Genomic DNA, 12,439 nt, shown 5'->3' with positions numbered 1-12,439 from the left:
CAGGCCTCAGGAGCGGTTACGGATCACCGCATGCCGGTTCGCTCAAGACGTTCGCCAGCAGGATCAAGACCAACGTCTTACGACGCCATTAGGAGCGCAGGCCCGGCCGGGGGCCGTGCCGCGCGCGGGGAGCGGAGCGAGCCGCCTTGAACCAGTAGAGAAAGTTGTAACTCACCTGGTTGGCAAGGTCGTGATCATTGAGACGCGTTAGAACGGTGGCGGTTCGCTGTAGCCCCCGCTTGTGTCCATTGGCCACGAGGCGCTGTCCGCTGGTGTGTCACTGTCACAGAACAGGAAGGGGTTCTGTTGGCCTTCCAGGCCTGTGGAGTCCTCGCCCCATGTGTCGAGGGCGTCGATGGCTCGTTCTCTGTGTTGCCACAGTTCGCTGGTTCCCAGGGTCTGCCGGATCGCGGGTATCAGTGCTGTGCGGTGGTGCAGCAGGCGAGCATCGTCCAGGAGGCGAATGCACGCTGTGATCGCCGCTTCGGCCGTGTGCCGGTCGGTGTCGTCGACGTATGCCACGGCTGCTGAGTACAGCTGCGGTCGAATCCTTCGGATGCCGACAGCCGGAGGGTAGTCGTCGAGGGGGAATCCGTGCCGCCGACTGTGGACTTCGGCCTCGTCTGTGACTTCGCCGGCCACTGAGGCGATCCAGAGAAGCAGTTCGGTGCGCATGCATCCGGGGAACGAGTCGTGGTCCTTGTCCACAGTGCTCGTGGTTCGTGGATTCGGGACGATCGCGGCCACGCACAGTGCTGCGGGCACCGTCGCCTCGTAGAGGGTGTTTTGGTGGTGCAGGGCGTGGTGCAGGTAGTCGAGCGCTTTGGTCCTCACGCTCTGGTCCTGGGCGAGGAGTTCGGCCAGCCTTTTGGGTGCTTCAGCGGCCGACCCGTAGGCGTGCCCGAGGGCGGCCCAGTTCGTTGCCGTCACTAGGACTCGGTACGTCTCTGCCTCGTCCAGGGAGGCAATTGTCCTGGGCAGGTCTGCACCGACACTGTGCTCGGTGGCGTTGGTGCCGTTCAAAGGGTGATCTCTGCTGTCGGTGCTCACAGGGCTGAGCATGCCCGATGCCTGGCCCATCGGGGAGATCAGGTGCGAGTTGAGCATCTGAGCCAGGTGCCGAGCGTCAAGCGGACCTGTGGGGCTTGAAGTCGTATGCGCATGTGGGGAGTTCTGTGGTCTGACGGTGCGCCAGCGGCAGAAAGGTTACCGGGCTTACGGTCCAGGTGATGAGTGTGCGGGCGTGGATGACGGACACCGTCCAGGGCACGCGGCGCAACAGGGCCCGTCGGGTGTTGACGCGGTGGTCGTAGAGCCGGTCCCATGCCTCCTGGGAGGCGTCGGAGTCGAGTGCCGGTGAGACGGTGCGCAGGATCTCGGAGACCCAGTTGTTCGCCTCGACCTCTGTGTGCGCGTCGTAGGAGCCGAAGAGTGTTGGCGGCCGGTCGACGTCCAGGTGCCGGGTCCAGCATTCGCACCAGAAGCCTGGGTCGATCGTCGTACTCAGCACGGGTGCCCTCCTCGTCGTACGTCCGTGAAGAGCTCCGCGGTGACCGTGTGGCCGCCGTCGCTGTCGTGGACCACGACCCGGTGGGCGATGGCGCTGACCATGCCCAGCCCCCGGCCGTGCTCCGCCTCCTGGCCCCGGTGCTCGACCTTCGGAGCCGTCTCCGCGCCCCCGCCATCCGTCACAGACAGGGCGACCACCTGCGACGACACCGCGAGCGCCAGGTGGAAGGTGCCGGCCTCCCGCCCGCTGGCCGTGTGCAGGATCGCGTTCGCGCTCAGCTCGCTCACGATCAGTTCCGCGTCCTCGGCCAACGGCGAACCGCGCAGGATGTCGCGGGTCCAGCGGCGGGCCCGGCTGACCTCTTCCGGGAAACCTGGGCAAGTGAGTCCCCAGACCCGCGCAGTGCTCGTATACTCGTGCATACAAGTTCCTTCGTGCTGGTAGGCCGCCATGTGCAGCGGGTTCGGGCTAGACGAGTTTCACGCCGTCGTGGGCGCGGATGGCCGGCGGAGACGCCGCGTCGAGTGCGTCCAGGACGCGGATCGCGTATGCCTCGTCGGCGAGTTCGGATACTTCTTCACGGGTGGCCCAGCGCAGTGCGCGGGTCTCGTCCCCGGTGGTGGGTGTGCCGTCGGCGGCCTGGCAGCGGAAGACCAGGGAGACGATCAGGCCCGTCATGTTCTTGTAGACGCCGGTGAGGGTTGCCGGAAGCGCGATCTTGATGCCGGTCTCTTCGAGGACTTCGCGTTGCAGAGCCTCGGGGAGGGTCTCCTCGCGTTCGACGACACCGCCCGGGGGCTCCCACTTGCCGTTGTCCCGGCGCTTGATCAGGAGGGCGCGGCCGTGGTCGTCGACGATGACTCCGGCGACGCTCACGGAGTGCGGACGGTCAGTGCTCACGTTCCTCGGCCCTCCCGGCTGGCTAGGCTCTCCACCGTAGCAACAACACTCGCCCACTCGTCTAGATACCTAAAGGAGTACTCACTGTGAGCCCTCTCCGTTCCGGCCTGCTCGGCGATCTCGACCCCACGAGTGATCGTGCGGTCTTCCGGCAGATCGCCGACCAGCTGCGCGAGGCGATCGACCGTGGGCGATTCAAGGAGGGCGAAAAGCTGCCCTCCGAAGCTGACCTCGTCGAGCACTACGGGGTTTCCCGGATGACCGTCCGCAACTCCTTCTCCGTCCTCCAGGGCGAGGGTCTGGTGCACGCCGAGCACGGCAAGGGCGTCTTCGTCCGGCCCCGGCCGCCCGTGCGGCGTCTCGCCTCCGACCGCTTCGCCCGCCGCCACCGCGAGCAGGGCAAATCCGCGTTCATCGTCGAGGCCGACGCCGCCGGCAGCCATCCCCAGGTCGACAGTCTGGAGGTGAAGGAGGAGAAGGCCAGTCAGGACATCTCCACCCGCCTCGGTTCCGTGCGGCGCGTGCTTGCCCGGCGGCGCCGGTATCTCCTCGACGGGAAGCCGGTCGAGTTCGCCACCTCTTACCTGCCGCTCGACATCGCGCGCGGCACGCAGATCGCCGAACCCAACCCGGGCCCCGGCGGCATCTACGCCCGCCTCGAAGAACTCGGCCACCACCTCGACCACTTCGAGGAGGAAATCCGCGCGCGGATGCCCTCGCCCACCGAGGTGAAGACGCTCCGGCTGGCCTCCGGTGTGCCCGTGATCCACCTCGTCCGCACCGCGTACGACACGGAGGGGCGGGCGGTGGAGGTCTGCGACACGGTCATGGCGGCGGACGCGTACGTGCTGTCGTACCAGCTCCCGGCGACCTGATCGCGTGATGGGCGGTGGTGCGCTGGGGACGCTTCCCGAACTCGTACACCCCAACATGCATACTCGTATAGACGAGTGGGCAAGTTGTGTGGCAGGGTGGTCCGCACGAACCCGGAGATCGGGTTCGCGGATCGCTACATGTATAGACGAGTAGATAGGGAAACTTCCTTGCGTACCATCCGTGTTGAGACCGCCGCCGCGACGATCCTGCTGACCGAGGCCCCGGAGCCGAAGGTCCGCGACCGTCAGACCGGCGAGATTGCCAAGGACGCCGTCAGCGGTGAGGCGCTGATGACGCTCGGCGTCGTCTACATCGAGGAGGGCGAGTCGTCCCTCATCAAGGTCACCGTCCCGGAGGGCGGGGTGTCCGAGGGGCTGGCGCTCGGCGCTCCGGTCTCGCTCCCGGGGCTCGTCGCTCGTCCCTGGGAGAGTGTGTTCAACGGGCAGCAGCGCCACGGCATCGCCTTCCGTGCCGCCGCCGTCACTCCGGCCGCGTTCCCGGCCGTCGCCGAGGCCGCTGCCTGATGAACGACCTTGCGACGCTCCTGGAGGTGGGTGGTCCCCTCGCCGCACTCGGTGGCGGGGGCGCCTACACCCGGGCCAAGCACCCGGCCGCGTACTGGTCCACGATCGGCCTGCCGATATCCACCACCCGCCTGCTCAGCTCGTACGGCTCGGTCATGGAGGCCTGCGGCCTGGCCGTCGCCCCGTCCCGGCTGCGCATCCTCGCCGTCAAGGCCACCACCCGCCGCGAGGTCCGGCCCGTACCGCCCCGCCGGGGCATCATCCGACCCACCTCGACCGGGCTGCGGATACGTCTGCGGCTCGCCCCGGGCCAGGAACCCGCCGACGTCGCCGCTTCCGCCGAACGGCTGCGGCATGCCTGGGGAGTTCACGCGGTCTACGTCACCACTCTCAAGCCCGGTGTCGTCGAACTCCGCCTCGTCGGCTACGACGTGCTGCGGCGGGTCCGCATGCCCCGCACCCGCAAGCTCCCGTCCGGCCTCCTCAAAGTGCCGGTCGCCCTGCGGGAGGATGCCACTCCTTTCGTACGGGACTACCGCACCGTCCCGCACCAACTCACCCTCGGTGCAACCCTGTCGGGGAAGTCCATGTACCTGCGCCACCTGGTCGCCGGACTCGCCCGCCAGCCGGTCGCCCTGGTCGGCATCGACTGCAAGCGCGGCGTGGAACTGTCCCCGTTTGCTGCCCGCCTCTCGGCCCTGGCCACCGACCCCGACCAGGCCGCCGACCTGCTGCCCGCGCTCATCGACGAGATGGAGGACCGCTACGACCTGATCAAGTCCAGGCAGGGCATCGCCCCCAACACCCCCGAGGAGGAGATCACTTCAGACATCTGGGGTCTCCCGGAGAGCGAACGCCCGGTCCCGATCGTGCTGTTCGTCGACGAGGTCGCCGAACTCTTCCTCGTCGCCACCCGCAAGGACGAGGAACGCCGCGACGAAATGGTCACCCAGCTCATCCGCCTCGCCCAACTCGGCCGCGCCGCCGGCATCTACCTCGAAGTCTGCGGCCAGCGTTTCGGCGCCGAACTCGGCAAGGGCGCCACCATGCTCCGCGCCCAGCTCACCGGCCGCGTCTGCCACCGTGTCAACGACGAAGCCTCCGCCAAAATGGCACTCGGCGACATCGCACCCGAAGCCGTCGGCGCCGCCTGCGCCATCGCCCCGGAACGCCCCGGCCTCGCCGTAGCGGGGGATACCTCCGGCGGCTGGTCCCGCATCCGCACCCCGTACCTGTCCCTCGGCGACGCCGCTGCAATCTGCCGCGACTCAGCGCACCTGGTGCCCGACCTGCCCGCACTCAAGCGCTTCCAGCCGTACGCACCCGTACGCTCGGCCGCGACCCCGGGCGCGAACGTCCAGCCGCGCCCGGCCACCAACTGACCATCTCCCACCCCGGTTTGGCGTGACCGCCTCGCGCCAGGTCCCTACCCCTCCCATGCCCGAACCCGGAAGGAGCCGCATCATGCGCGCCCAACTGGCCCGCGTCGACGCGGTACTCGTCCAAGCCCTCATCGCCGCCGCCCTCTCCTTCGCCCACCTGCACGACATCGCCTCGGCGGCCGGGCAGGACGGGTGGAAAGCGTGGGCCTATCCGATCAGCGTCGATCTCCTGCTCGTCGCCGCCTGGCGCCGACTGCGGACCGGACACGCGAAGGCCTCTGGCTGGTGCTGGTTCGTCATCGCGCTGACCGCGTCTCTCGGCGCGAACGTCGCCACCGCCGGCCTGCTCGACCTTGGCGACGTCCCCGCCTGGCTGCGCATCCTCGTGGCGGGCTGGCCCGCCGTTGCCTTCCTCGGCGGAACCCTCCTCGCCCACACCACAACGACCCCAGCAATCAACGACATTGAGGCCGCAGACGTCCAGGAGGACGCTCCCGAACCCCCGCCCGAGGTGCCCGCGCAACCAGCTATCGAGGCACCACCCAACCGCCCCGCCGTGCCTGTTCCGGCCGCCCTGATCGAGCACGCACGCAAGGTCGCCGCCGAGCACCACACCCGCACCGGCACCCCCATCGACACCCCGACCCTCCGCGCCCGCCTCGGCGTCCCCGCACCCATGGCCGAAGCCATCGCCGCCCACCTCACACCGACAGGAAGTTGACCCATGCCCCTCACCTTCAACACCGCCGCCGACTACCTCGACGCGGCCCGAGAGATGGCCCACAGCAACCGATGGGCACTGGCCCGCCTCCTCGCCGAGGAAGCCGCCGACCGAACCTCGGACCCTGCCCAAGCTGCCCGCATCCTCGCCGAGTTCCCCGCCCCCAGCCTGCGACAGGAGAACCAGCCGTGACCCCCAACCGCCGCTTCCGCAACGTCATCCGCATCGGCCCCGTCCAGGTCGCCACGTCCTACGACGACCGGGGCCGCGAGAAGCACACCGCTGCCTGCACCGCCCCGCGCTGCGGTGCCTCGCACGACTACGACAGCCGCGCCGCCGCCGAACTGGCCGCGCACACCCACCGCTGCCCCGTCCGCTGAAAGGGAGTTCCACTCCGTGACCGTCAGCCTGCCGCTCGTCGTCGTCCTCGGCTTCTTCGCCTGGGGAGCGGTCAAGTTCCTCGGCGTCCGCACCTGGATCGTCGTGCTGATTGCCCTGTTCGGCTTCTGGCTCTCGCACACCTTCCTCGCCCCCGCCATCGAGTCCGGCACGCGTTCCGGCGTGGGTGTCGTAAACGGCTCACATGACTAGACGAGTAGATGAGAGAGGGTTCGCCGTGTTCCTGCCCAAGTACCCCGACAACCCGACCCCGCCGCCCGCCCACACCCACACCCCGGCGAACCCGATGCCCGTACGGCGCTCGCTCCCGCCGGTCGCCATCGACCGCAACACGGTCGTCGCCCTGGTCGTCGGCGGAGTCGTCCTCACCGCGCTCCTGGCCGCCGTCGCCGTAACGGCCATCTCCGTGGCCATCGCCGCCGTGGTCCTGCGCTCGATGCTCCGCGACCACCGCCGCTGAACGACCCCCGGAAATACCCCTGGCCTCCGGGGCGGCGGCACACGACCAAGCATTTCGCCGCCCCGGGGCCCGTCTCTCCTGACCGAGCCAGCCAGAAGGAGCAAGCCATCTTCACCCGCCCCACCCCGGCCCCACTCCCCGAACTAGCGAACCTGGCCGCGTAAGGCACCCTCCCGGGTATCCTCCGCCAACTCTCCGGCCTCGGCGGTTGCACCAACCCCATCCGCCTCGACGGCCACCGCACGGAATACGACGTCGACACCACAACCGGCGAGATCGGCCCCGTCCTCCACCACCTCGACTCGTCGACGCTCCCGGCCGGCCAACTCCTGGTCCGCTGCAACAACCGCCGTACGACCCGCTGCGCGGCCTGCTCCGAGGTCTACCGCCGCGACACCTTCCACCTGATCACGTCGGGCCTGCGCGGCGGCAAGGGCACCCCCGAACAGGTCGCCACCCACCCCCGCGTCTTCGCCACCTTCACCGCCCCCGGCTTCGGCCCGGTCCACAACCGCCGCACCGACGGCCGCCCCTGCCGCTGCGGCACCCACCACGCCCAGGACGACGACACCCTCGGCACCCCACTCAACCCGGACACCTACGACTACGAAGCCGCCGTCCTCTGGAACGCCCACGCCGGTCCCCTCTGGCGCCGCTTCTCCACCTACCTGCGCCGTGAGATCGCCAAGCGCGCAGGCCTCTCCCAACGCCGGTTCCGCGACCACGCACGCGTGTCCTTCGCCAAGGTCGCCGAATACCAGAAACGCGGAGCCGTCCACTTCCACGCCGTCATCCGCATCGACGGCCCCACCGGCGGCGACACCCCACCCCCACCCTGGGCCACCGCCGACCTGCTCACCGACGCCATCCGCACCGCGACAGCCAAGATCCGCGTCGACGGCCCAACCATCGACGACCGCACCCACACGTTCACCTTCGGCCGCCAACTCGACGTCCGCACCATCCGATCCGCCGACTTCAACGACGGCCAGGAACTCACCGAACGAGCCGTCGCCGCCTACATCGCCAAGTACGCCACCAAGGGCGCCGAAACAGCCACGGGAGCTCTCGACCGCCCGCTCAAGTTCGCTGCCGAACTCGCCCACCTCGACATCAGCGACCACGCCCGCCGCCTCATCCGAACCGCCTGGACCCTCGGCGCCCGCAAGGATCTCGAACACCTCCGCCTGCGCGCCTGGGCCCACATGCTCGGCTTCCGCGGCCACTTCTCCACCAAATCCCGCCGCTACTCCACCACCCTCGGCGCCCTCCGCGACGCCCGAGCCGAATGGCGCCGCGTCCAAGCCGCAGCCACCACACCAACAGGACGCCAGCCCAACACGACCTACGTCCTCGCCCACTGGGCCTTCGCCGGAACCGGCCTCTCCTCCACCGAAGCCTGGCTGTCCGAGTCCCTCGAACCCGCCCCCGGAACGGAAGGAGAACCGACCAAGTGACCGACCGCTACCTGTCCGTCGACCAAGTCGCCGAGCTACTCGGCACCACCGCCCGCTTCCCCCGGCGGCTGATCGAGGAGCGACGTATCCGGTACGTGAAGGTCGGCCGGCACGTCCGCATCCCGGTGAGCGCAGTCGAAGAGTTCATCCAGTCCCGCACGGTGGAGCCGATCCGGCTCCGTCGCACCAGCCTGCGGAGGGTCGCCTGATGGCTAACAAGAAGGGAAGGAGACGCCGCTTCGGCGCCGTGCGGCAGTACCGTTCCGGCCGCTGGACCGCGTCGTACCTCGGGCCCGACGACGAGCGCATCCGCGCGGACGAGACCTTCGCGACCAAGAAGGACGCGGAAGTCTGGCTGTCCCAGGTAGAGGCAGACCTCACCCGAGGGGACTGGCGCGCCCCCGACGCCGGAGAGGTCAACTTCCGTGTCTACGCCGAGAAGTGGGTCGAGGAGCGAGAGCTGGCCGTGCGCACGGAGGACCTGTACAAGCACCTTCTCCGGCTCTACATCCTGCCGACCTTCGGCACGCTCGACCTGGACGAGATCACCGCACCCCGCGTCCGCGAATGGCGGGCTGAGCGACTCCGCACCACCAAAGCCAAGACGACCGTCGCCAAGGCTTACCGCCTCCTCAAGGGCATCCTTGAGACGGCAGTCGACGACGACTTGATCAGCCGCAACCCGTGCCGGATCAAGGGCGCAGGCAAAGAGTCAGCCGCCGAACGCCGTATCGCCACCGTCGCCCAGGTTGACGCCCTCGCCGATGCGATCGGTATCCGCTGGCGTCTCATGGTCTACCTCGGCGCCTACGGCCCGATGCGCCCCGAGGAACTGGCCGGCCTCCGCCGCCGGGACGTCGACCCCGACAATCTCGTGATCCGCGTCCGCGTCGCCGAGCCAGAACGCACCAACGGAAAGCGCGCTCCCGGCGAGACCAAGTCCGACGCCGGTGTCCGTGCCGTCGTACTCCCGGCCTTCCTCCACAAGGACGTGAAGCAACACCTCGCGTGGTTCGCGGAGAAGGGGCCGGACGGGTTGCTCTTCGTCGGAGAGAAAGGAGCTCCCTTCCGCCGCACGTCCTTCGGCCGGAAGTGGCGTCGGGCTCGCACAGTCGTCGGTCTCCCGGACGGCTTCCGTTTCTACGACCTTCGCCACACCGGACACACGCTCGCGACCCGCTCGGGCGCCACCCTCAAGGACACGATGGTGCGCGCCGGCCAGTCCTCCGAGAAGGCCGCGCTGATCTATCAGCACTCCGACGAGGAGCGGCAGCGCGACCTGGCGGCCGGGCTCGACGACATGGTCCGCGCCGAACGTGCGAAGAGCCACAACGACAGCAGCGCGCACCACAAGGAGGAGCCCACCGGCAGCTAGCAGCGCCCTTATGGTGCGGTTGTGGTGCGCACCCCGCCCACTGGTCTAGACAACAAAGAACCCCCGGGTCATCGACCTGGGGGTTCGTGTTGGAGCGGGTGACGAGAATCGAACTCGCACTCTCAGCTTGGGAAGCTGATGTTCTACCACTAAACTACACCCGCGTAAGACGCCGGTTGAGCCGGTGTCGAATGCCCGCTCACTCTACCTCATGCCCGGCTCGCGGCGCTGAAGGCGGGGGGTGACGGTCGTGTTTCGGAGGGTGGACGCGGCTGCGGGGGACCGGAGTTGGGGCATACGGTGGAGGCGTGGAAGAGGGTCCGGGTGGGACGGAGTGCCGCCTGGAGAGTCGTTCCTTTCATCCCGTAATGTGGCATTTGGCGTCCGGCGAGCAGCAGCCGGACGTGGCTCTTGGGGAAGGGACTCATGGACTTGATGGAGCGCACCGTCGTCCGTTGTGCCGATGGGCACGTGTTCAGCACCGCTTCGTTCCCGATGCAGCAGGCCGAGCGGCTCGGCCCCGGCCGGCTCGTCCGGTGTCCACGGTGTGCCCGGCTCCGCAGCGCGGTGCCGGTGACCTTGGAGAAGCAGTAGCGGTTACACGGTAGGCAGTCGCTGGCGCGCGGGTCCGTCCGATTGTGGTCGGTCCGCGCGTCTTGCGTATCCTCGGGGCGTGCTTCTCTCAGACAAGGACATCCGGGCCGAGATCGATGCCGGGCGGGTCCGGATCGATCCCTACGACGAATCCATGGTGCAGCCGTCGAGTGTCGACGTGCGCCTCGACCGCTACTTCCGGGTGTTCGAGAACCACCGCTACCCCCACATCGACCCCTCCATCGAGCAGGCGGACCTGACGCGGCTGGTGGAACCGGAGGGCGACGAGCCGTTCATCCTCCACCCCGGCGAGTTCGTGCTCGCCTCGACCTACGAGGTCGTCTCCCTGCCCGACGACCTCGCCTCGCGCCTGGAGGGCAAGTCCTCCCTCGGCCGCCTCGGGCTCGTCACGCACTCCACCGCCGGCTTCATCGACCCCGGCTTCTCCGGCCACGTGACACTGGAGCTGTCGAACCTCGCGACACTCCCCATCAAGCTCTGGCCCGGCATGAAGATCGGCCAGCTGTGCCTGTTCCGGCTCACCTCGCCCGCCGAGTTCCCCTACGGCAGCGAGCGCTACGGCTCCCGCTACCAGGGCCAGCGCGGCCCCACCGCCTCCCGCTCCTTCCTCAACTTCCACCGGACACAGGTGTGAGCATGGGAGACACGGACATGGACGTACGGGAGAACCTGACCTACGAACGCTTCGGGGTCGCCGTCCGCGAACTCGCGCAGACCATCGCCGACGACGGCTACGAGCCCGACATCATCCTCAGCATCGCCCGCGGCGGGGTCTTCGTCGCCGGCGGGCTGGCCTACGCCCTCGACTGCAAGAACATCCACCTGATCAACGTGGAGTTCTACACCGGCGTCGGCACCACCCTCGACATGCCCGTGATGCTCGCACCCGTCCCCAACGCGATCGACTTCTCCTCCAAGAAGGTCCTGATCACCGACGACGTCGCCGACACCGGCAAGACGCTCAAACTGGTCCGCGACTTCTGCCTGGACACCGTCGCCGAGGTACGCAGCGCGGTCGTCTACGAGAAGTCGCAGTCGCTGGTGAAGTGCGAGTACGTGTGGAAGCGGACCGACGACTGGATCAACTTCCCGTGGAGTGTTCTGCCTCCGGTGCACAGGTCGGGGGAAGCGGCGAAGTCGAACAAGGAAGCGGTCTGAACTGCGGGTACCCCGTCGGCCGAAGGAAGAGCCCCCTCGACAGATCATCGAGGGGGCTCTCGTGCGGTACCGCAGGATGTCCCCGTCAGGATCGGGCGTTGACCTCGCCTGCGAGAATGCGCCCATGAATGACGCCTCTGGGCCGCAGACCTTCGCCTCGCCGCTGAAGCCCGTCGACCTGCGCACCATCGCGCCTGAACGTGAGGCCTTGGCAGGGTGGCTCGACTACCATCGCGCCGAACTGTTGAGGAAGCTCGATGGGTTGACCGAGGAACAGGCTGCCCGGCGTGTCGTTCCGTCCCTCACCACCTTGCACGGATTGGTGCGGCATCTCGCCAAGGTCGAGTTCGTCTGGTTTGTCAACGTCATCGAGCAGAGCGAGGAACCCGCGCCCTTCGGTTGGCCGGAGCGCAGGGACGGTGACTTCCTGCTGGATGGCGGCGCGACGCTGTCCGAGGACGTCGGGCGCTACCTGGCCGCCTGCGAGCGCAGCCGCGCGATCTTCGCCGGGGTTTCACTGGACGATGTTTGCACGCACCACCGATTTGGGGATCTGGACGTGCGTTGCATCATGATGCACATGATCAGGGAGTACGCCCAGCACAACGGCCACGCGGACGTCATCCGCGAGCTCATCGACGGCAGTACGCAGAGCTGAGTCCCCTCACACCTCCGGGCGCGGCGGTCGCCGTACTTCGCTGCTGTACGGCAACCGGCTCCGCCTCATCGTTCCTGCTGGCGTCGTTTGTGACGCAACCTCCTGCCCGTGACGGCGGCGACGAAGAAGGTGCCGCCCACTGTCATGGGGAGGTTGGAGGCGAAGGGCCTCAGAGGGGGGTGTTCAAGGAAGGTTCGTTCGCACGCGATTCCGATCAGGGCAGCTGTCAGCGTGGTCGCCCACAAGATCAGTATGACCAACCAAGTGCTGCGGGTGCTCAGCCAAGACATCACGGGATCATCATGCACCCGACATGCCGCCGACCGCGGGCCCTTTCGCTACGACATCGACCTCTCCCTGTCCCGCACCGCGAACGGCTGGCACACCCCCGTCACCGTCTCGCT

General features: G+C 68.3%; 19 protein-coding genes and 1 tRNA gene. 15 read left to right on the top strand and 5 right to left on the bottom strand.

The window, feature by feature from the left end:
- Nucleotides 1-207: 207 nt before the first annotated feature.
- The 4 genes from AB0I51_RS47435 to AB0I51_RS47420 all read right to left on the bottom strand — a co-directional run bounded on the left by AB0I51_RS47435 (nt 208) and on the right by AB0I51_RS47420 (nt 2,386).
- Nucleotides 208-1,050 carry a hypothetical protein gene (locus AB0I51_RS47435; RefSeq protein WP_362985593.1) on the bottom strand — a complete coding sequence of 281 codons (843 nt, stop codon included), beginning with the start codon at nt 1,048-1,050 and terminating at the stop codon, nt 208-210.
- 76 nt (nt 1,051-1,126) lie between these two features.
- Nucleotides 1,127-1,510 (bottom strand): hypothetical protein, encoded by a 384-nt coding sequence (locus AB0I51_RS47430; RefSeq protein ID WP_362985591.1) that lies wholly within the window; start codon nt 1,508-1,510, stop codon nt 1,127-1,129.
- The gene (locus AB0I51_RS47425; RefSeq protein WP_362985589.1) at nt 1,504-1,932 is read right to left on the bottom strand and encodes an ATP-binding protein; all 429 of its coding nucleotides are present in this window, start codon (nt 1,930-1,932) and stop codon (nt 1,504-1,506) included. Before AB0I51_RS47425 ends, AB0I51_RS47430 begins: the two co-directional genes overlap by 7 nt.
- 46 nt (nt 1,933-1,978) lie before the next feature.
- A complete protein-coding gene (locus AB0I51_RS47420; RefSeq protein WP_362985597.1) occupies nt 1,979-2,386 on the bottom strand; it encodes an NUDIX domain-containing protein in 408 nt (135 codons plus the stop codon).
- Nucleotides 2,387-2,496: 110 nt separating this feature from the next.
- On the opposite strand from AB0I51_RS47420, the gene AB0I51_RS47415 reads away from it, so the two are divergent.
- From AB0I51_RS47415 to AB0I51_RS47365, 11 genes are all read left to right on the top strand, one after another.
- A complete protein-coding gene (locus AB0I51_RS47415) occupies nt 2,497-3,285 on the top strand; it encodes a GntR family transcriptional regulator (RefSeq protein ID WP_362985588.1) in 789 nt (262 codons plus the stop codon).
- 168 nt (nt 3,286-3,453) lie between these two features.
- Entirely contained in the window at nt 3,454-3,810 is a 357-nt protein-coding gene (locus AB0I51_RS47410) for a hypothetical protein (protein ID WP_019075282.1), read from the top strand.
- On the top strand, nt 3,810-5,192 hold the full coding sequence (locus AB0I51_RS47405) for an FtsK/SpoIIIE domain-containing protein (RefSeq protein WP_362985585.1): 1,383 nt from the start codon (nt 3,810-3,812) through the stop codon (nt 5,190-5,192). Before AB0I51_RS47410 ends, AB0I51_RS47405 begins: the two co-directional genes overlap by 1 nt.
- Nucleotides 5,193-5,274: 82 nt before the next feature.
- Nucleotides 5,275-5,913, top strand: coding sequence for a DUF2637 domain-containing protein (locus tag AB0I51_RS47400; RefSeq protein WP_362985583.1), 639 nt, complete (start codon nt 5,275-5,277; stop codon nt 5,911-5,913).
- A gap of 3 nt (nt 5,914-5,916) precedes the next feature.
- Nucleotides 5,917-6,105, top strand: coding sequence for a hypothetical protein (locus AB0I51_RS47395; RefSeq protein WP_362985581.1), 189 nt, complete (start codon nt 5,917-5,919; stop codon nt 6,103-6,105).
- The gene (locus AB0I51_RS47390) at nt 6,102-6,293 is read left to right on the top strand and encodes a mobile element transfer protein (protein ID WP_362985579.1); all 192 of its coding nucleotides are present in this window, start codon (nt 6,102-6,104) and stop codon (nt 6,291-6,293) included. The genes AB0I51_RS47395 and AB0I51_RS47390 overlap by 4 nt, the downstream gene beginning before the upstream one ends.
- A 16-nt stretch (nt 6,294-6,309) precedes the next feature.
- A complete protein-coding gene (locus tag AB0I51_RS47385; protein WP_019075277.1) occupies nt 6,310-6,504 on the top strand; it encodes a hypothetical protein in 195 nt (64 codons plus the stop codon).
- A 25-nt stretch (nt 6,505-6,529) separates the two neighbouring features.
- Nucleotides 6,530-6,772, top strand: a complete 243-nt coding sequence (locus AB0I51_RS47380; RefSeq protein WP_362985577.1) for a SpdD protein — start codon at nt 6,530-6,532, stop codon at nt 6,770-6,772.
- A gap of 179 nt (nt 6,773-6,951) precedes the next feature.
- On the top strand, nt 6,952-8,229 hold the full coding sequence (locus AB0I51_RS47375) for a replication initiator (protein ID WP_362985595.1): 1,278 nt from the start codon (nt 6,952-6,954) through the stop codon (nt 8,227-8,229).
- On the top strand, nt 8,226-8,438 hold the full coding sequence (locus AB0I51_RS47370; RefSeq protein ID WP_362985575.1) for an excisionase family DNA-binding protein: 213 nt from the start codon (nt 8,226-8,228) through the stop codon (nt 8,436-8,438). The genes AB0I51_RS47375 and AB0I51_RS47370 overlap by 4 nt, the downstream gene beginning before the upstream one ends.
- Nucleotides 8,438-9,604 (top strand): tyrosine-type recombinase/integrase, encoded by a 1,167-nt coding sequence (locus AB0I51_RS47365; protein WP_362985573.1) that lies wholly within the window; start codon nt 8,438-8,440, stop codon nt 9,602-9,604. Before AB0I51_RS47370 ends, AB0I51_RS47365 begins: the two co-directional genes overlap by 1 nt.
- Before the next feature lie 90 nt (nt 9,605-9,694).
- On the opposite strand, the gene AB0I51_RS47360 is transcribed toward AB0I51_RS47365, so the two are convergent.
- Nucleotides 9,695-9,768: transfer RNA gene (locus AB0I51_RS47360), tRNA-Gly, on the bottom strand.
- Between the two features lie 262 nt (nt 9,769-10,030).
- Here AB0I51_RS47360 and AB0I51_RS47355 point away from each other — a divergent pair.
- From AB0I51_RS47355 to AB0I51_RS47340, 4 genes are all read left to right on the top strand, one after another.
- The gene (locus AB0I51_RS47355) at nt 10,031-10,198 is read left to right on the top strand and encodes a hypothetical protein (RefSeq protein WP_019070417.1); all 168 of its coding nucleotides are present in this window, start codon (nt 10,031-10,033) and stop codon (nt 10,196-10,198) included.
- Nucleotides 10,199-10,277: 79 nt separating this feature from the next.
- The gene (dcd, locus tag AB0I51_RS47350) at nt 10,278-10,853 is read left to right on the top strand and encodes a dCTP deaminase (RefSeq protein ID WP_019055444.1); all 576 of its coding nucleotides are present in this window, start codon (nt 10,278-10,280) and stop codon (nt 10,851-10,853) included.
- A 2-nt stretch (nt 10,854-10,855) separates the two neighbouring features.
- Nucleotides 10,856-11,377, top strand: a complete 522-nt coding sequence (locus AB0I51_RS47345) for a phosphoribosyltransferase (protein ID WP_362985571.1) — start codon at nt 10,856-10,858, stop codon at nt 11,375-11,377.
- Nucleotides 11,378-11,501: 124 nt separating this feature from the next.
- Entirely contained in the window at nt 11,502-12,035 is a 534-nt protein-coding gene (locus AB0I51_RS47340) for a DinB family protein (RefSeq protein WP_362985569.1), read from the top strand.
- Nucleotides 12,036-12,439 lie beyond the last annotated feature (404 nt).

The organism is Streptomyces sp. NPDC050549, from assembly GCF_040655035.1.
Lineage (GTDB): Bacteria > Actinomycetota > Actinomycetes > Streptomycetales > Streptomycetaceae > Streptomyces.
Note: the sequence above shows the minus strand (reverse complement) of the source record. Positions and strands in the feature narration are given on the sequence as shown.